The organism is Streptomyces fodineus (assembly GCF_001735805.1).
Classification (GTDB): Bacteria; Actinomycetota; Actinomycetes; order Streptomycetales; family Streptomycetaceae; genus Streptomyces; species Streptomyces fodineus.
Genome location: NZ_CP017248.1, coordinates 3863468 through 3881881, shown reverse-complemented (window position 1 = coordinate 3881881; position 18414 = coordinate 3863468). Strand labels below are relative to the sequence as shown.

General features: G+C 70.5%; 17 protein-coding genes. 6 read left to right on the top strand and 11 right to left on the bottom strand.

What is annotated here, in order from left to right:
* Positions 1 to 22: 22 nt before the first annotated feature.
* Both BFF78_RS15895 and BFF78_RS15890 read right to left on the bottom strand, forming a co-directional pair.
* Positions 23 to 259, bottom strand: a complete 237-nt coding sequence (locus BFF78_RS15895) for a type II toxin-antitoxin system antitoxin (protein ID WP_069778968.1) — start codon at positions 257 to 259, stop codon at positions 23 to 25.
* Positions 256 to 1167, bottom strand: a complete 912-nt coding sequence (locus tag BFF78_RS15890; RefSeq protein WP_069778967.1) for an SPFH domain-containing protein — start codon at positions 1165 to 1167, stop codon at positions 256 to 258. The genes BFF78_RS15895 and BFF78_RS15890 overlap by 4 nt, the downstream gene beginning before the upstream one ends.
* Before the next feature lie 218 nt (positions 1168 to 1385).
* On the opposite strand from BFF78_RS15890, the gene BFF78_RS15885 reads away from it, so the two are divergent.
* Positions 1386 to 3698 (top strand): transglycosylase domain-containing protein, encoded by a 2313-nt coding sequence (locus tag BFF78_RS15885; protein WP_069778966.1) that lies wholly within the window; start codon positions 1386 to 1388, stop codon positions 3696 to 3698.
* An 86-nt stretch (positions 3699 to 3784) separates the two neighbouring features.
* Here the strand turns inward: BFF78_RS15885 and BFF78_RS15880 are convergent, their stop codons facing one another.
* From BFF78_RS15880 to BFF78_RS15865, 4 genes are all read right to left on the bottom strand, one after another.
* Positions 3785 to 5974 (bottom strand): SpoIIE family protein phosphatase, encoded by a 2190-nt coding sequence (locus tag BFF78_RS15880; protein WP_418346660.1) that lies wholly within the window; start codon positions 5972 to 5974, stop codon positions 3785 to 3787.
* Between the two features lie 280 nt (positions 5975 to 6254).
* Positions 6255 to 6962 (bottom strand): cytidylyl-2-hydroxypropylphosphonate hydrolase, encoded by a 708-nt coding sequence (gene fomD / locus BFF78_RS15875; protein WP_069778964.1) that lies wholly within the window; start codon positions 6960 to 6962, stop codon positions 6255 to 6257.
* Between the two features lie 84 nt (positions 6963 to 7046).
* Positions 7047 to 8432, bottom strand: coding sequence for a class II fumarate hydratase (locus BFF78_RS15870; protein WP_069778963.1), 1386 nt, complete (start codon positions 8430 to 8432; stop codon positions 7047 to 7049).
* Positions 8433 to 8593: 161 nt separating this feature from the next.
* A complete protein-coding gene (locus BFF78_RS15865; protein ID WP_069778962.1) occupies positions 8594 to 10288 on the bottom strand; it encodes a fumarate hydratase in 1695 nt (564 codons plus the stop codon).
* 169 nt (positions 10289 to 10457) lie between these two features.
* Between BFF78_RS15865 and BFF78_RS15860 the strand changes: the two genes are divergently transcribed.
* Positions 10458 to 11177, top strand: a complete 720-nt coding sequence (locus BFF78_RS15860) for a DUF1707 SHOCT-like domain-containing protein (RefSeq protein WP_069778961.1) — start codon at positions 10458 to 10460, stop codon at positions 11175 to 11177.
* Between the two features lie 175 nt (positions 11178 to 11352).
* The gene (locus BFF78_RS15855) at positions 11353 to 11730 is read left to right on the top strand and encodes a WhiB family transcriptional regulator (RefSeq protein WP_079161336.1); all 378 of its coding nucleotides are present in this window, start codon (positions 11353 to 11355) and stop codon (positions 11728 to 11730) included.
* Positions 11731 to 11853: 123 nt separating this feature from the next.
* Here BFF78_RS15855 and glpX read toward each other — a convergent pair whose 3' ends face one another.
* Positions 11854 to 12888, bottom strand: a complete 1035-nt coding sequence (gene glpX / locus BFF78_RS15850) for a class II fructose-bisphosphatase (protein ID WP_069778959.1) — start codon at positions 12886 to 12888, stop codon at positions 11854 to 11856.
* A 128-nt stretch (positions 12889 to 13016) separates the two neighbouring features.
* Between glpX and BFF78_RS15845 the strand changes: the two genes are divergently transcribed.
* Positions 13017 to 13544: a DUF4245 domain-containing protein gene (locus BFF78_RS15845; protein WP_079161335.1), complete on the top strand. Its 528-nt coding sequence runs from the start codon at positions 13017 to 13019 to the stop codon at positions 13542 to 13544.
* Positions 13545 to 13643: 99 nt separating this feature from the next.
* Here BFF78_RS15845 and BFF78_RS15840 read toward each other — a convergent pair whose 3' ends face one another.
* From BFF78_RS15840 to xseA, 3 genes are all read right to left on the bottom strand, one after another.
* On the bottom strand, positions 13644 to 14234 hold the full coding sequence (locus BFF78_RS15840; protein ID WP_069778958.1) for a malonic semialdehyde reductase: 591 nt from the start codon (positions 14232 to 14234) through the stop codon (positions 13644 to 13646).
* 149 nt (positions 14235 to 14383) lie between these two features.
* Positions 14384 to 14614 (bottom strand): exodeoxyribonuclease VII small subunit, encoded by a 231-nt coding sequence (locus BFF78_RS15835; protein WP_069778957.1) that lies wholly within the window; start codon positions 14612 to 14614, stop codon positions 14384 to 14386.
* Positions 14611 to 15819 carry an exodeoxyribonuclease VII large subunit gene (xseA, locus tag BFF78_RS15830; protein WP_069778956.1) on the bottom strand — a complete coding sequence of 403 codons (1209 nt, stop codon included), beginning with the start codon at positions 15817 to 15819 and terminating at the stop codon, positions 14611 to 14613. Before xseA ends, BFF78_RS15835 begins: the two co-directional genes overlap by 4 nt.
* A gap of 132 nt (positions 15820 to 15951) precedes the next feature.
* Between xseA and BFF78_RS15825 the strand changes: the two genes are divergently transcribed.
* Positions 15952 to 16959, top strand: coding sequence for a 4-hydroxy-3-methylbut-2-enyl diphosphate reductase (locus BFF78_RS15825; RefSeq protein ID WP_069783594.1), 1008 nt, complete (start codon positions 15952 to 15954; stop codon positions 16957 to 16959).
* A gap of 29 nt (positions 16960 to 16988) precedes the next feature.
* Positions 16989 to 17735, top strand: coding sequence for a polyphosphate--glucose phosphotransferase (gene ppgK / locus BFF78_RS15820; protein WP_069778955.1), 747 nt, complete (start codon positions 16989 to 16991; stop codon positions 17733 to 17735).
* 58 nt (positions 17736 to 17793) lie between these two features.
* On the opposite strand, the gene BFF78_RS15815 is transcribed toward ppgK, so the two are convergent.
* Positions 17794 to 18219, bottom strand: a complete 426-nt coding sequence (locus BFF78_RS15815; RefSeq protein ID WP_079161334.1) for a DUF6542 domain-containing protein — start codon at positions 18217 to 18219, stop codon at positions 17794 to 17796.
* Between the last annotated feature and the right edge of the window lie 195 nt (positions 18220 to 18414).

The following is an 18414-nucleotide window of genomic DNA, read 5'->3' as shown; positions in this document are numbered from 1 at the left end:
CGGTGCAGGTGGGAGCCGATTGTCACGGTTCCGAAACAGGTGGCCGGCCTCGCCGCGGCAGCGGTCCCGTCTCCTTCGGCAGCCGCCCGGCGTCCGCCAGTGCCTTGCGCAGCAGGAACTCGATCTGCGCGTTGGCCGACCGCAACTCGTCCCCGGCCCAGCGGGCCAGCGCCTCGTACACCGACGGGTCCAGCCGCAGCAGCACCTGCTTGCGCTGCTGCTGCGGCCGTCGCTTCGGAGTCTCGGAGGGGTCCGTCACTGGTAGAGGGTCCCGGTGTTCAGGACCGGCTGCGGGGCCCGGTCCCCGCACAGTACGACCATCAGGTTGGACACCATCGCCGCCTTCCGCTCCTCGTCCAGTTCCACGATGTCCGCCTCCGCGATCCGGCCGAGCGCCGCCTCGACCATGCCGACCGCGCCGTCCACGATCTGCCGCCGCGCGGCCACGACCGCACCGGCCTGCTGCCGCTGGAGCATCGCCGAGGCGATCTCGGGAGCGTATGCGAGATGCGTGAAGCGGGACTCGATGATCTCGACTCCGGCCGCCTCCACCCGCACTTGGAGCTCGACGGCCAGCTTCTCGGTGATCTCCTCGGCGTTGCCGCGCAGCGACAGACCGTCCTCGTCGTGGGCGTCGTAGGGGTACTCGATCGCTATGTGCCGTACGGCCGTCTCGGTCTGCGTGGCGACGAACTCCGCGAAGTCGTCCACCTCGAACGTGGCCTGCGCGGTGTCCTGGACCTTCCAGACCACGACCGCGGCCAGCTCGATCGGGTTGCCGTAGGCGTCGTTGACCTTCAGTACGGCCGTCTCGTGGTTGCGCACCCGGGTGGAGATACGGGTCCGTGAGGTGAAGGGGTTCACCCAGCGCAGGCCGTCCTGCCGGATCGTGCCCCGGTAGCGCCCGAAGAGCTGGACGACCCGGGCCTCGCCGGGCGCGACGGTGTTCAGGCCGCGCAGCGAGATGATCGCGGCGAGGAAGACGACGACACCGGTGACGATGAGCCCCGCCTTGGCGCCGGCGGAGGAGACGGCCGAGGCGGAGGCCAGCAGTGCGGCGGTGGCGCCGAGGCCGAGCAGCCCGAGCAGCAGGGCGAGCCCGCCGCCGATGCTGTGCGCGGTGAACTCCCGTACGCGGGGGGCGGGCATCTCGGGCGTGTCGGACATAAGGGGTTCCCCGTTCTTGTCGGTGTCTAGCTTGGATCTAGCTAAGTGATATCACTTTTTGCCGCCGAAGCAACCCTGTGACCTCCAGATCCGTCGGTTCCTTCGGGGCGGGTGCTGATTGTCACGTCCGTAAAAGAACGGATCGGACGTCCTTTGTCATATAGACGGGTGTTAGTTTTCGGAGCTGACCCCGAGACGGAAGCGGAGCGAAGGAACCCATGGGACGAGCGGAAGAGAGACGAGCGCGACAGCGCGGTGGCCACCGCGCGGCGCCCAAGCGCCGCCGCTCCACCCCCACGGGTGAGACGGGTGGGAAGAGACCCCTCATACGCCGGATCTTCACCTGGAAGAAGGTCCTCGGCACGTTCTTCGGGCTCTGCCTGCTGGTGATCGCGGCCTTCATCGGGCTGTACATGTACGTGGACATCCCGGCGGGCAACGCCGACGCCCAGTTGCAGAGCAACATCTACAAGTACAGCGACGGCACGATGCTCACCCGCACCGGCTACCTCAACCGTGAGAGCGTCGACCTCGCCCAGGTCCCCAAGGACGTCCAGCGCACCTTCGTCGCGGCCGAGAACAAGTCCTTCTACCACGACTCCGGTGTCGACCTCAGGGGCACCGCCCGCGGCGTCCTCAACACCCTGATGGGGCGCGGCACTCAGGGCGGTTCGACGATCACCCAGCAGTACGTCAAGAACTACTACCTGGACCAGAACCAGACCGTCTCGCGCAAGCTGAAGGAACTGGTCATCTCGCTGAAGCTGGACCGCCAGAAGTCCAAGGACTACATCCTCGCGGGCTACATCAACACCAGCTACTACGGCCGCGGCGCCTACGGCATCCAGGCCGCGGCCCAGGCCTACTACCGCAAGGACGCCAAGGACCTCTCGGTCCAGGAGGGCGCCTACCTGGCCGCGCTCCTCCAGGCGCCCAACCAGTACGACTGGGCGCTCGCCAGCGACACGGGCAAGAGGCTGGCCCAGGCCCGCTGGAACTACGTGCTGGACAACATGGTCAAGCAGAACTGGCTGGACGCGGGCAAGCGCCGGACCCTGCAGTTCCCGGTCCCGAAGGCGCCCAAGGCGGCGCCCGGCATGAAGGGACAGACCGGCTACCTGGTCGACGCGGCCAACGGGGCGCTGGAGAAGCAGCTGGTCGCCCAGGGCAGGGCCAACTCCCTCGGTGACGCCGAGGCGTTGGTGCGCAAGGGCGGCTGGACCATCACGCTCAACATCGACCGCAAGAAGCAGCACCAGCTGGAACAGGCCGTCAAGGAGCAGCTGACCAGCAAGCTGAACCCGAAGAAGCGCTCCGTCGACGCCAACGTCCAGCCCGGCGCGGTGTCCGTCGACCCCAAGACGGGCAAGGTCCTCGCCATGTACGGCGGCGCGGACTACTTCAAGCACTACACCAACAACGCGACCCGCCGCGACTACCAGCCCGCCTCGACCTTCAAGCCGGTGATCCTGGCCGCCGCTCTGGCCGAGGGCGCCCGGACACAGGACGGCCAGCCCATCGCGGCGAACACGATCTACGACGGCACCAGCGGCCGCCAGGTCGTGGACCACGGCAGCAAGGTCGGCTTCGGCCCGCCGAACGAGGACGACCAGAACTACGGCCCCATCACCGTCCAGACGGCCATGAACAAGTCCGTCAACTCCGTCTTCGCCCAGATGGGCGTCGACGTGGGCATGGACAAGGTGATGTCCGTGGCCGACAAGCTCGGCATGGACACCAAGGGCATGGAGGCGGTCCCCGCACAGACGCTGGGCTCCATGGGCGCGAGCCCGCTGGAGATGGCCGGCATCTACGCGACGCTCGCCAACCACGGCGTGAAGGTCACCCCGGCGGTCATCAAGTCGGCCGAGCACAAGGACAGCAGTGTCACCCTGCCGGACCCGGTCGGCGACCAGGTGATCCCCCGCGAGGCCGCCGACACGGTCACCTCGGTGCTCACCGGCGTGGTCGACGACGGTACGGCCAGCGACTCGGTGGCGCAGAACCCGGCGCGCAACGGCCAGCAGGTCGCCGGCAAGACGGGTACGTCCGACAACAACAAGTCGGCCTGGTTCACCGGCTACACGCCCGGCCTGGTCACCTCGGTCGGCCTGTTCGGCGAGGACTCCAAGTCCCACGCCCATGTCCCGCTGACGGGCGCCACGGGCCTCATCACCGCGGGCGGCGGCCGTATCAACGGTGGTACCTACCCGGCCAAGATCTGGGCCGCGTACACCTTCGACGCGATGGGCAGCGTCAGCAAGTTCGACCTGGAGACCACACAGGGCGCCGCGGTCCAGCCGTCCGAGACGCCGTCGGCCACCCTGAGCCCGTCCCACACCCCGTCGCACACGCCGACCAGCAAGCCGCCGACGTCGTCCGCGCCTCCGACCAGCAAGCCGCCGACGTCGTCCGCGCCTCCGACCAGCAAGCCGCCGACGTCGTCCGCGCCTCCGACCAGCCCGCCGCCGACGGGCGGTGTCACGGACAACCCGCTCGATCCGGGCGGCGGCCAGAACTTCGGCCAGTAGGCCAGTAGGCCAGTAGGCCGGCAGGAGCGCACACGCGAAGGGCGCCCGGGAACTCCCCGGGCGCCCTTGGCACATGTGCGGGGCTCTCAGCTCCGGTTCAGCTCGAACCAGACCACCTTGCCCATGCTCAGCCGGGTCGCGCCCCAGCGCCGGGCCAGCTTGTTGACCAGGTACAGCCCGCGCCCGCCCTCGTCCGTGGCCCGCGCCTGGCGCAGCCGGGGCAGCTGCGGCACGTCGTCGCCGACCTCGCAGCGCAGCACGTCCGTGCGCAGCAGCCGTAGCGTCACCGGCCGGGACGTGTACCGTACGGCGTTCGTCACGACCTCGCTGACCAGCAGCTCCACCGAGTCCGACAGGTCCTCCAGGCCCCAGCGGGCGAGGGCGCGCCGGGCCAGCCGGCGGGCCTGGCCGGGGGCCGTCTCCTCCGGCTCCAGCTGCCAGTACGCCACATCGCTCGGCGCGATCCCGTCGAAGCGGGCCGCGAGCAGCGCGATGTCGTCGTCCCGGTCGCCCGGGCCGAGCATGTCCAGCACCTCGTCGCACAGGGCTTCCAGCGGCGGTGGATGGTCCGGGCCGGTCAACTGGGCGGTCGCGGCGAGCTTCTCGCGCAGCTGCTCTATGCCGGTCCACACGTCCCGCAGCCGGGACTCCACCAGCCCGTCGGTGTACAGCAGCAGCGTGGCCCCGGCGGGCGCGTCCAGCTCAACCGCCTCGAAGTCCACCCCGCCGACCCCGATCGGCGCGCCCGGCGGCACCCGCAGCACCTCGGCCCGCCCGCCCAGGTGCAGCAGCACGGGCGGCGGATGGCCGGCGTTGGCGATGGTGATGCGGTGCGTGACCGGGTCGTAGACGGCGTACAGACAGGTCGCCATGCGGTCCGTGCCGAGCCGCTGCGCCTGCTCGTCCAGGTGGTGCAGCACCTCCTGCGGCGGCAGATCGAGATTGGCCAGGGTCTGCGCGGTGGTGCGCAGCTGGCCCATGATCGCCGCCGAGGTCATGGAGTGGCCCATGACATCACCGACGACCAGCGCGACCCGGCTGCCGGGCAGCGGGATCGCGTCGTACCAGTCGCCGCCGACCCGCGCGGTCTCCGCGGCCGGCAGATACCGCGACGCCAGCCGCACACCCGTCGGGCGGGGCAGGGTCTCCGGCAGCATGGTGCGCTGCAGCTCGTCGGCGATGTAGGCCTCACGGCCGTACAGCACCGCCTTGTCGATGCCGAGCGCGCTGTGCGTGGCCAGCTGGGCCGCCACCAGCAGGTCGTCCGCCTCGAACGCGAGCCGCTCCGGGCGGCGCAGGAACAGCGCCGCGCCGATCACCCGGCGCCGGCCGCGCAGCGGCGCGAGGATCGCGTGCTGCCCGGACGGTACGACCGTCTCGGCCGAGTCGCCGAGCAGCTCGGGCAGCGCGGCCCGGGCGGCGGGCGCGTCGGCGAACACCGGCCGCACCCCGCGCAGCACCTCGTTCAGCGCGCCGCCGGGGCGCACCTCGCACAGCTCGGTGGTGAGCGAGGACAGCTCGGCCAGCGGGCTCGGCTCCGGCTCCGGGTCGAAGGCCGGCGGCAGCAGCACACCGTCGGTGTCCCGCTCCTCCGGAATCCGGTCGGTACGGCGCAGCCGCAGCACCACCGGACCGGTGGGCCGCTCGTCGCCGACCGGCAGCGGGTCGCGCAGATAGACCAGGATCGCGTCCGAGAACGTCGGCACGGTGGCCCGGCACAGGCCCATCACGATCTCGTCCAGATCGAGACCGCGCGCGATCCGCCGGGTGGCCGCGCCCACGAATCTCAGCCGGTCCCCGTCGCGCCGCATCGGCATCGGCCGGCCGGGAGGCAGACCGCGCCCGGTACGGCGTTCCTGGCCGCCCGGCGTCCGCTCCTGCTCGGCGCCGGGCTGGGGCGGAATGGCCTCCGGCGCGGGGCGCGGGCGGTGCGCGCCGGGCTCGGCGGCGGCGGGCTGGGAGTGCTCGGGGCCGTTGACTGGGGGCTCCTTCCCCTTGCCGACCGGGACCTGCGTCCCCTTGCCGTCCTTTCCCGTGCTGCCCGGGATCTGTGTCTGCGCGCCGTCCCTTCCCTTGCCGCAGGGCGCGGCCGTCCCCGGTCCGGACGGTGTGCCCTCGGCCCGCGCCTGCACCGGTAAGGCCGGGGTGCCGGCCGGCGCGGGGGTACGGTCGGCCGGTTTCTGGGTACGCAGGAGCGCCCCGCGGCCCTCCGCGGGGTCGGCGCCCTGGGGGCGCTCGAAGGAGGTGGGCTGCTCCGTCACGCGTGTCGCATCCATCCGTACGGCACTGCACGCCGGGCGCGCAGTTGCTCCCGCAGAAGTCCCGATACCCGCAATACGTGCCCCAGGAACGGAATTCCGGCGTGCCAAGAGGTAATTCCTGTGCCACCGGCGGACGGCCGGCGCCCGGCGGTGGTCGTGCCCTGGTACCCCTCGCTCACGTGCTGCCGCCCCTCGGTGACGATCGGTCAAGCCCGGCGCATGCTCCCACAGTTGCACTTGTGCGCCCTTGCGGAGGACGATCCTACGTTTCTGGCCCGGGGGCGCATCAAGGGTCTCATGAGGACACATGCGCGGTCGTACGATCCCAGTCCTCGGGGAGAGAAGGTACCGCCCAGGACGGATCCGGGCGCCAGTGCTGCCAGCCGTCCGAGAACGGCGGCCCCCAGGCCTCGATCACCTCGACCGCGTCCCGCCCGGCCACCCGGACCCGCTCGGCGGTCGCCGCGTCCATCAGCCCGTCCCGCTGGGCCTGCGCGAACTCGTCCTCGTCGCGCCAGTGCCAGCTGCGGTCGGGGTGCACGGAGATGTCCAGGAAGTAGTCCTCGGAGTCCACCCCGCCCGTCCAACGGGCCAGCGGCTGCTCGAGGTTGACGTACCAGTTCTTGAACCGCCAGCCCGGCTCCCAGAACAGCCACACCGACCAGGGCCGGCCGGGCTGGGCCAGCTTCAGCACGCCGGTGCCGAACCAGCGGTCCCGCTGCACCGTGCGCGGCTTGGTGTAGCGGGACTCCAGCGGCTCCAGATGCACGGGCCTGCCGTCGGCGAGCACCGGCTTCATGCACTCGGTGCCCGGCGCCAGCCACACCGCGAGCAGATCGTCGTCATCGCGTACGACGGTGACGGGCCGCGCGATGTGGAAGTGCTCGCCGGCGTTCTCCCGGTAGCGCCACAGGATCCCGGTGCCCGGGGTCCAGTGGAGCGCAGGTCCCGTATCCGCCGTGCCCGCCGTGTCCACGTGTGTCGTCGCTCCGTCGTCCGTCATGGACAGATATTAGGTGCCGTAGGCATACGACGCTGCGGTGCACATCACGGTTCCGGGCCGGTGGCCGGAATGGTTCGCCCGTGGTTACGGGTGTGTCATCCGCAGGACGTCCAGGGCCTCGTCGAGCTGTTCCAGCGTCAGGTCGCCGCGCTCGACGTACCCGCCCTCCAGCACGACCTGCCGGATGGTCTTCCGCTCCGCGAGGGACTTCTTGGCGACCTTCGCGGCCTCCTCGTAGCCGATGTACTTGTTCAGCGGGGTGACCACGGACGGGGACGACTCCGCATACTCCCTGGCCCGCTCCCGGTCGGCGGTGATGCCGTCGATGGTCCGGTCGGCCAGCAGCCGCGAGACGCCGGCGAGCAGCCGGATGGATTCGAGCACGTTCTTGGCGATGACCGGGAGCATGACGTTCAGCTCGAAGTTCCCGGCGGCTCCGGCGGTGGCGATGGTGGTGTCGTTGCCGATGACCTGGGCGGCGACCATCAACACCGCTTCGGGGACCACGGGATTGACCTTGCCCGGCATGATGGACGACCCCGGCTGGAGGTCGGGCAGCCGGATCTCGGCGAGCCCCGTGCGCGGTCCGGACGCCATCCACCGCAGGTCATTGGCGATCTTCGTCAACCCGACCGCGATGGTCTTGAGCTGGCCGCTGGTCTCCACGATCCCGTCCCGGGCACCCTGCGCCTCGAAGTGGTCGCGGGCCTCGGTGAGCGGCAGCCCGGTGGCCCGGGCGACCTCCTGGATGACGGCGGCGGAGAAGCCGGGCGGCGTGTTGATACCGGTACCCACGGCGGTGCCGCCGAGGGGGAGTTCGGCGAGCCGGGGCAGACAGGCGCGCAGCCGCTCGACGCCGTAGCGCATCTGGGCGGCGTACCCGCCGAACTCCTGGCCGAGCGTCACGGGTGTGGCGTCCATGAGATGGGTCCGCCCGGACTTGACGACGTCGGCGAACTCCTCGGACTTGCGGGTCAGGGAGGCGGCCAGGTGGTCGAGGGCGGGGATGAGGTCGTGGGTGACGGCGGCGGTGGCGGCGATGTGGATGGAGGAGGGGAAGACGTCGTTGGAGGACTGGGAGGCGTTGACGTGGTCGTTGGGGTGCACGTCACGGCCGAGTCGCTCGCTCGCGAGGGTGGCGATGACCTCGTTGGTGTTCATGTTGGAGGACGTGCCGGAACCGGTCTGGAAGACGTCGACGGGGAAGTGCTCGTCCCACTGCCCCTGCGCGACTTCGCCGGCCGCCTCCTGGATCGCCTCGGCGGTCTCCTCGTCGAGCACTCCGAGCTGTGCGTTCACCTTGGCGGCGGCGCCCTTGATCCGGGCCAGCGCCTCGATGTGCGCGCGTTCGAGGCGCCGGCCCGAGATGGGGAAGTTCTCGACGGCACGCTGGGTCTGGGCGCGCCACTTGGCGGCGGCGGGGACGCGGACCTCGCCCATGGAGTCGTGCTCGATGCGGTAGTCGCTCATGGGCGTTATAGCGATCGGGAGCGGGGGGTTGTTCCCGGTCGTTACGCTGAGTGAGCGACCGATTGCAGCGGGGTATCTGATGCGTCGAAGTGCTCGACCGCTCCGGGGTGCGGGCGGCCTCAACGGTCAGTTGGAGCCGCCCGTAAACAGGGGCAGAGGCCTTACGCCAGCCCCGGACCCCGTACCGGGATCGAAGTGAACGTCGGCGCCGGGGCAGGGTCCTGGAAGAAGTCGTTGCCCTTGTCGTCCACGACGATGAACGCCGGGAAGTCCTCGACCTCGATCTTCCAGACGGCCTCCATGCCCAGCTCCTCGTACTCCAGGACCTCGACCTTCTTGATGCAGTCCTGGGCGAGGCGGGCGGCCGGGCCGCCGATGGAGCCGAGGTAGAAGCCGCCGTGGGCGTTGCACGCGTCGGTGACCTGCTTCGAGCGGTTGCCCTTCGCCAGCATCACCTTGGAGCCGCCCGCCGCCTGGAACTGCTCCACGTAGGAGTCCATACGCCCGGCCGTCGTAGGACCGAAGGAACCGGAGGCGTAGCCCTCGGGGGTCTTGGCCGGGCCGGCGTAGTACACCGGGTGGTCCTTCAGGTACTGCGGCATCTCCTCGCCCGCGTCCAGCCGCTCCTTGATCTTGGCGTGCGCGATGTCACGGGCCACGACCAGCGGGCCGGTCAGGGAGAGGCGGGTCTTGACCGGGTACTTCGTCAGCTCGGCGAGGATCGTGTCCATCGGCTGGTTGAGGTCGATCTCGACCACGTCGGAGGACTCGTCGAGGTGCTCGTCGGTCGTCTCCGGCAGGAAGCGCGCCGGGTCCCGCTCCAGCTGCTCCAGGAAGACGCCCTCGGCGGTGATCTTCGCGACCGCCTGGCGGTCGGCCGAGCAGGAGACGGCGATGGCGACCGGGCAGGACGCGCCGTGCCGGGGCAGGCGGACCACCCGGACGTCGTGGCAGAAGTACTTGCCGCCGAACTGGGCGCCGATACCGATCTTCTGGGTCAGCTCGAAGACCTTCTGCTCGAGGTCCTTGTCGCGGAAGCCGTGGCCGAGCTCCGAGCCCTCCGCCGGGATCTCGTCCAGGTAGTGCGCGGAGGCGTACTTCGCGGTCTTCAGCGCGTACTCGGCGCTGGTGCCGCCGACGACGATCGCCAGGTGGTACGGCGGGCAGGCGGCCGTACCCAGCGAACGGATCTTCTCCTCCAGGAACTTCATCATGGAGGCCTCGTTCAGGACCGCCTTGGTCTCCTGGTAGAGGAAGGACTTGTTGGCCGAGCCGCCGCCCTTGGCCATGAAGAGGAACTTGTAGGCGCCGCCGTCGGTGGCGTACAGCTCGATCTGGGCCGGCAGGTTGGAGCCGGTGTTCTTCTCCTCCCACATGGTGAGCGGAGCCATCTGCGAGTAGCGCAGGTTGAGCTTGGTGTAGGCGTCGAAGATGCCGTGGCTCAGCGCCGCCTCGTCGCCGCCCTCCGTCAGCACGTTCTGGCCGCGCTTGCCCATGACGATCGCCGTGCCGGTGTCCTGGCACATCGGCAGCACGCCCGCCGCCGCGATGTTCGCGTTCTTCAGCAGGTCCAGCGCGACGAACTTGTCGTTGCTCGACGCCTCGGGGTCGTCGATGATGCGGCGCAGCTGGGCCAGGTGGGCCGGGCGGAGGTAGTGCTGGATGTCGTGGATGGCCTCCTCGGCCAGCTTGCGCAGCGCCTCCGGCTCCACCTTGAGGAAGGTCCGCCCGTCCGGGCCCTCGACCGTGGACACGCCCTCGGACGTCACCAGCCGGTAGGGGGTGGTGTCCTCTCCCTGGGGGAGCAGATCGGTGTACGCGAACGCTGGGCGGGGCGGGGGGGAACTACTCGGCATCTCAGCCCATTCCTCACTCTGACGGACGGCGCCCGCCGACGCTGGCGGGCCCCACCAGCGTAGAACCTGCCGCCGACACGCAACCTGTGAGGTAAGGCTCAGTTCGACACGCCCCAGGTTTTCCACATCCCCTAGTCGCGATCTATCGCGTTTCGGTACGCTGCTTCCCGTGGACCTTCAGAAGCACACCGAAGCACCTGTCTCCGAGCTGCGTGCCTCGGACGCCGACCGTGATCGCATCGCCGAGATCCTCCGCGAGGCCCTGGCCGAGGGGCGGCTGACGGCCGACGAGCATGCCGAGCGGGTCGAGGGCGTCCTCGCCGCCAAGACGGTGGGCGAGCTGGACGTCTTCATCCGGGACCTGCCCGCCGCCCACCAGCGCCCCGCCGCCCCCGCCTACACCCCCGTGCCGCCCCGCCCCACCCCGGGCGCGATACCGCAGGAGGCGGACGCCAACGTCGTCGCCGTCTTCAGCAGCGCGGTGCGCCGGGGCCGCTGGCGCGCCGGCCGCCGGATCCACGCGTTCTCGGTCTTCGGCAGCGTCGAGATCGACCTCAGCGAGGCGATCTTCGAGTACCAGCAGGTCGTGATCAAGGCGGTCTCGGTCTTCGGCGACGTCCAGATCCGCGTCCCGGAGAACGTGTCGCTGCGCGGCACCGGAGGCGGCGTCCTCGGCAACTTCGAGGTGGACACGCTGGACTCGGTCGAGTCCGATGCGCCGGTCGTCTACGTCGACGGCTGGGCCGTACTCGGCAATGTCGAGGCGCGCCCCAAGCGCGGCAAACGCGTGGCGGACATCCTGGAGCGGGTGCAGAGCAAGGTCGACCGGAAGCTGGAGCGTGTCCAGGACAAGGTCGACCGGAAGCTGCGCAAACACCTGGGCCATTGACGGTCGCGAATCCACTGCTGACCGGAAGGTTCCGCTCCGCGCGGACGGCCATGGCAGGGGCGTGAACGAGCCGCCGCGCGCCTACAGCTGGGAACTCTGTGCATAGGCGCGCGCACAGCGGGTAGGCCTTGCTGCATCGTCTCTCGCTCGCGAAGCCGTCGTCAGGAGTAGACCCGTGCTGCAACCGCCGCATTCGTCCCTGCAGGTAGCTGCTGTTCCGGCCCCGCGGGTGCCAGGGCGAGACAGGGATCAAGACGCTCCTTGGCACACCGAGGCGGTGTGCCGACGCGACGAGGCCGGGCTGTTCTTCGCGCCCTCGAAGGAGCCGACCGCCGCCCGGCTCTCCCGCGAGGAGGCGGCCAAGCGCGTCTGCGCCCGTTGCCCGGTGATGGTCGAGTGCCGCGAACACGCCCTCCTCCAGCCCGAACCGTACGGCGTCTGGGGCGGCCTCACCGCCGCCGAACGCCGAGTGGTCCTGGCCAGGCGCCGCCGCCGCGAGATGGAACTGAAGAAGGCGGCGAGGGCGACGGCGGCCAACCGCATAGCGGGTTGAGCGTTCCATCCCAAGGGGCGTGGGGAACTGCGCGACCGGTCACGGACGATCCGCACTCGCCGGCGGACGCGCAGCCCCCTCTTCGATCTCCTCGATCAGGCGTTACCGCGGCCTGATCGGGCGCTACTTGGCGCGGTCGAAATCGATCGCGCTGTAGGCCCGCAGCTTGCTCAGCCGGTGCTCGGAGTAAATCCTCCGTACCGTCCCCGACTTCGACCGCATCACGATCGACTCGGTCAGCGCCTTCTCCGACCGGTACTGAACACCCCGCAGCAGCTCACCGTCGGTGATCCCGGTCGCGACGAAGAACACGTTCTCCCCGGACACCAGGTCGTCGGTCGTCAGCACACGGTCCAGGTCGTGCCCGGCGTCAATGGCCCGCGCGCGCTCCTCGTCGTCCTTGGGCCACAGCTTGCCCTGGATCGTCCCGCCCAGGCACTTCACGGCGCAGGCCGAGATGATGCCCTCCGGCGTACCGCCGATGCCGAGCAGCAGGTCGACCCCGGTGCCCTCACGCAGCGCGTAGACGGAGCCGGCCACGTCGCCGTCGGAGATCAGCTTGATCCGTGCGCCGGCCTCCCGGACCTCCCGGATCAGGCCCTCGTGCCGCGGCCGGTCGAGGATGACGACGGTGACGTCCTCAGGCGTCGCCTTCTTCGCCTTGGCGATGCGCTTGATGTTCACGGCCACGGGCGCGTCGATGTCGACGAACTCGGCGGCCTCCGGGCCGGTGACCAGCTTGTCCATGTAGAACACGGCGGACGGGTCGAACATGGCGCCCCGCTCGGCCGCGGCGAGGACGGCGATCGCGTTCGGCATGCCCTTGGCCGTCAGCGTGGTGCCGTCGATGGGGTCGACCGCGATGTCGACCTCGGGACCGGTGCCGTCGCCCACGTGCTCCCCGTTGAAGAGCATCGGGGCCTCGTCCTTCTCGCCCTCGCCGATGACGACGACGCCGTTCATCGACACGGTGGAGACGAGGGTCCGCATGGCGCGCACCGCGGCACCGTCGGCGCCGTTCTTGTCGCCGCGCCCCACCCAGCGGCCCGCGGCCATCGCCGCGGCTTCGGTGACCCGGACGAGCTCCAGGGCGAGGTTGCGATCGGGAGCCTCGGAAGGAACATCAAGCTCGGACGGCAAGTGATGATTTTCGGTCATCGGAGCGCACCTTTCTGATACGACGACGGCCGGATGAGGGTATTGGACCCTGACTCTATCGCCGGACAGACAAAATGAGCAGGGGACCCCACGGATGAGCGCTTGGGGCACCTGCGACGATAGAGGGCGTGGCAGGTTCGAAAGGCAAGCAGCAGACGGCCCGGGACATGATTCTCTCCCTGGCCCTGATCGGCATCGCGGCGATGGGCGTCTGGTTCTTCGCCATCCCGCACGACGATCGCGCTCCCGATCTCAAGCGGGTCGACTACCAGGTCGAACTGCTCACGGCCCGTCGCGCGGCGAGCTACCCGGTGGCCGCCCCCGAGGGACTGCCGAGTACCTGGAAGGCGACCTCCGTACGCTTCCAGGGCGAGGACGGCGACCGCTGGCACCTGGGCTTCCAGACCCCGGACAGCCAGTACGTGCAGATCGAGCAGTCCACGCAGAAGCCGGCCGTCTTCATCGGCGAGGCCAGCCAGGGCGCCTCCGCCACGACGAAGACCGAGACGATCGACGGCCGCACCTGGACCCAGTACACCGGTGGCCGTTACGACGCCCTCGTCCTGAACGGCACGCCCGGCTCCACGACGGTGGTGGCCGGCACGGCGTCCTTCACGGAGCTGGCGAAGCTGGCGGCGGCACTGGAGATGCGGTGAGCCGCGCATGACGTACGCAAGAGGCCCCCGGCGGTGCCGGGGGCCTCTTGCGTTGCGAGGGGATGGCTGCGCGAGCGCGTGGCTGCGCGAGGGGGTGACTCAGACGGTCGTGACGACGTCGTCGTACGCCAGGCGCGGCGAGCGCGGGAACCAGGCGTCCGGGCCCGGCCGGCCGATGTTGACGACCATCAGCGGGGTGTGGTCGTCGTCCAGGAACTCCTTGCGGACGCCCTCGAAGTCCAGGCCGGTCATCGGGCCGGCGGCGAGGCCGGCGGCGCGGACGCCGATGATGAAGTACGCGGCCTGCAGGGCGGCGTTCAGTGCGGCGGCACCCTCACGGGCCGGGCGCTCGCTGAAGAACACGTCCTTGGCCTGCGGGAAGTGCGGGAAGAGGGTCGGCAGCTCCTCGTGGAACTCGTTGTCCGCGGAGAGGATCGCGACCAGCGGGGCGGTGGCGGTCTTCGGCTGGTTGCCCTCGGCCATGTGCCGCACCAGACGCTCACGGGCCTCGGGGGAGCGGACCAGGGTGATGCGCAGCGGGGACTGGTTGAAGGCGGTGGGGCCGTACTTGACCAGGTCGTAGATCGCCTGGACCTGCCCCTCGGTCACCGGCTCGTCGGTGAAGGTGTTCGCGGTGCGGGCCTCGCGGAACAGCAGGTCCTGGGCGGCGGGGTCAAGAACGAGAGACATGACGTGAACCTTCTGGGTGGCGCCTTGATCCGACGTACCGGACCGTGGTCCGGATCGGGCTGACAGGGCGACCCTACGCCAGCGAAGTTCAACCTTCAACAAAAGTCGGTCCGCGGTGACCCGCTTCACAGCCGACGGGCCGCCGGCGCCTACCCGGCGTCCGCCTCCTCGTCCGCCTCCTCCTCGGCCAGCGCCGCGTCCAGCCGCTCCCGCGCCCCCTCCAGCCAGCGCCGGCACACCTTGGCCAGCTCCTCGCCGCGCTCCCACAGCGCCAGGGACTCCTCCAGCGTCGTACCGCCCGCCTCCAGGCGCCGTACGACCTCGATCAGCTCGTCCCGCGCCTGCTCGTACGAGAGCGCCTCGTCCACCTTGCCGGTCATTCGCCCACCTTCACTGTGAATTCGCCGTCGGCGACGCGGGCCCGCAGCGCCTCGCCCTCCGTCACCTCGTCCGGGTCACGCACCACATGCCCGTCCGCCTTCTGCAGCACCGCGTAGCCGCGCTTGAGTGTCGCCGCGGGGGAGAGGGCCACCACGCGCGCGTGCGTGTGCGTCAGCTCCGAGTCCGCGCGGTCCAGGAGATGGCCCAGGGTCCGCCGGCTCCGCTCCACGAGGGCGGCCACGTGGTCGGCGCGCTCGTCGATCATCCGGTGCGGATCCTCTATCGAGGGCCGGGCCAGGGCATGGGCCAGCCCGCGCTGCTCGCGCTCCACGAACGCCTCCACACACCGCCGGGCCCGGTCCCGCAGCATCCGCACCCGCTCGAACTCCTCGCCCACGTCCGGCACGACCTTCTTGGCCGCGTCGGTGGGCGTGGAGGCGCGCAGGTCGGCGACATGGTCCAGCAGCGGGTTGTCCGGTTCGTGCCCGATGGCGGAGACGACGGGCGTACGGCAGTCGGCCACCGCCCGCACCAGCTGCTCGTCGGAGAACGGCAGCAGATCCTCCACACTGCCGCCGCCCCGCGCGACGATGATGACGTCGACGTCCTCGAGTTCGTCCAGCTCCTTGACGGCCTGCACGACCTGCGGGACGGCGTGCACACCCTGCACCGGGACGTTGCGCACCTCGAAGCGGACGGCGGGCCAGCGGTGCCGGGCGTTCTCCAGCACGTCCCGCTCCGCGGCGGAGGCACGGCCGCAGACCAGCCCGATCAGCTGCGGCAGGAACGGCAGCGGCTTCTTCCGCTCCGGCGCGAACAGGCCCTCGGCGGCGAGTGCCTTCTTCAGCCGCTCCAGCCGGGCCAGCAGCTCACCGACGCCGACGGGCCTGATCTCGGCGGCGCGGAGGGAGAGCTGGCCCCTGGGCGCATACCACTCCGGCTTCGCCAGTACGACGACGCGGGCGCCCTCCCCGACCACATCGGCGACGGCGTCGAACACCTGCCGGTAGCAGGTCACGCTGACCGAGATGTCGTACGACGGATCCCGCAGGGTCAGGAACACGACCCCGGCGCCGGGCCGCCGCGACAACTGCGTGATCTGCCCCTCGACCCACACCGCCCCGAGCCGGTCGATCCAGCCGCCGATCAGCCGGGAGACCTCGCCCACCGGCAGGGGGGCTTCGGGGGTGGTTTTCGCAGCCATGGGCCGAGCCTAACGGCGGGCACCGACAGCACGGGCTCGCGCCGCTGGGCCGGCGGTCGCCTTCCGGGCGCGGGGGCGCGCCGCCGGAGACGCGATCCCGGCGCCGCCGAACGCACCCTTACGATGGGACGCATGACCGCTTCGCCTGGCCGCCGTGTCCTGCTCGCCGCCCCCCGGGGCTACTGCGCCGGTGTGGACCGCGCCGTGATCGCCGTCGAGAAGGCCCTTGAGCAGTACGGGGCCCCGATCTACGTCCGGCACGAGATCGTCCACAACAAGTACGTCGTGCAGACCCTGGAGAAGAAGGGTGCCGTCTTCGTCGAGCGGACGGAGGAGGTGCCACCGGGCAGCATCGTCATGTTCTCGGCACACGGCGTCGCCCCGGTCGTGCACGAGGAGGCCGAGCGGGGCCGCCTCGCCACCATCGACGCCACCTGCCCCCTGGTCACCAAGGTCCACAAGGAAGCCGTCCGCTACGCCAAGGAGGACTACGACATCCTCCTGATCGGTCACGAGGGCCACGAGGAGGTCATCGGCACCTCCGGCGAGGCCCCCGACCACATCCAGCTCGTCGACGGTCCCGAGGACGTCGCCAAGGTCGAGGTCCGCGACCCCTCCAAGGTCGTCTGGCTGTCCCAGACCACCCTGTCCGTGGACGAGACCATGGAGACCGTCGACGCCCTGAAGACGAAGTTCCCCGGTCTCGTCTCCCCGCCCAGCGACGACATCTGCTACGCCACGCAGAACCGCCAGCTCGCCGTGAAGCAGATGGGCGCCGAGGCCGAGCTGGTCATCGTCGTCGGCTCGCGCAACTCCTCCAACTCCAAGCGGCTGGTCGAGGTCGCCAAGCTCGCCGGCGCCCGCGAGGCCCACCTCGTGGACTTCGCCGACGAGATCGACGATGCCTGGCTGGAGGGCGTGACGACGGTCGGTGTCACCTCCGGCGCCTCCGTCCCGGAGGTCCTGGTCGAGCAAGTGCTGGAGCGGCTCGCCGAACGCGGCTACGGGGACGTGGAGCTCGTCAAGGCGGCCGAGGAGTCCATCACCTTCTCGCTGCCCAAGGAGCTGCGCCGTGACCTGCGCGAGGAGGCGGCCGCCCTGGTCACCGAGCGCGGCGGCACGGGCACTTCCGAGGAGTGACTGTCAGTCGCCCGTCGTAACGTGGTGCCATGCAGATCTTCGGTGTGGACATCGGCGGATCCGGGATCAAGGGCGCTCCCGTTGACCTGGAGAAGGGCGACCTGGCCCAGGAGCGCTGCAAGGTGCTCACCCCGCACCCGGCGACACCGGACGGCGTCGCCGACGGGGTGAAGCAGGTGATCGACCACTTCGGCTGGACGGGCCCGGTGGGCCTGACCTTCCCCGGAGTGGTCACCGGCGGCGCCATGGTCCGTACGGCGGCGAACGTCGACAGCAGCTGGATCGACACGGACGCACGCGCGTTGTTCGGCGGCAGACTGGGCGGCCTGCCGGTGACCGTCATCAACGACGCGGACGCGGCGGGCGTCGCCGAGATGCAGTTCGGCGCCGGCCGGGACCGCGAGGGCACGGTCATCCTGCTCACCTTCGGCACCGGCATCGGCAGCGCCGTCTTCGTGGACGGCGTCCTCGTCCCGAACACGGAACTGGGCCACCTGGAGCTGAACGGCCACGAGGCCGAGAAGCGGGCCTCCAGCAAGGCCAAGGAGGACCACGAGCTGAGCTGGGAGCGCTGGGCCAACCGCGTCCAGAAGTACCTGGAGCATGTGGAGATGCTGTTCTCGCCACAGCTGTTCATCATCGGCGGCGGGGTCAGCCGCAAGGCCGACAAGTTCCTGCACCTCATCGAGGGCATCAAGGCCGAGATCGTCCCCGCCCAGCTGCAGAACAACGCGGGGATCGTGGGAGCGGCGATGAGAGCGGCCCAGCAGACCTGACGCACGCGTGGCCGCGGCGCACGTCCCACCAGCGGCCCCCGCCCGGCCGCGGTCGCAGTCAGCCGATCAAGTGCCTCCGCTCACCCACGGCGCGGCGCTGTCGGCTCCGTACCCACCGCACCCGGCGTACGAGCACGATCACACCGGCGGCGAGCGTCCCGCCGTACAGCCAGCCTGCCTGGGTGGCGAGCCCGGTGAACAGCCCCATCAGCCGGCTGGGCAGCCCCCCTCTGCCGTCGGCGAGGGGCAGCAGCCCCACGGCGAACGCGACCGGTACGACCACGGGAGCGGTCAGCAGGTCCCCGGACCGCACCCACAGCGCGGTCAGCACGCACACCGGCAGGAACAGCACGCCGTACACGGGCAGGTACCCGCCGAACAGCAGCGCGTCCAGGCAGCCCATCAGGAACATCGCCACGACACAGAACAGCCCGCCGCCGAGCCCGGTGAGCCGGGGGCCCGGCAGCAGCGGCCCCGGCGGCACCGACCCCCCGGCCCGTCCCCGTCTCCCCGCCCGCTGCCCCGTCGACCTGCGCTCCCCGCCCGCCCCGCGCCGGGCCTGCGGAGGCAGATGCGCGGGCTGCTGCGGTGTCCCGCGTCGCGGTCCGTCGTTCGGAGGTCGCGATCTGTGTTGCTCCACTGGACCAACTTAGGTCTGTTTATGTGCCGAATGGCCCAT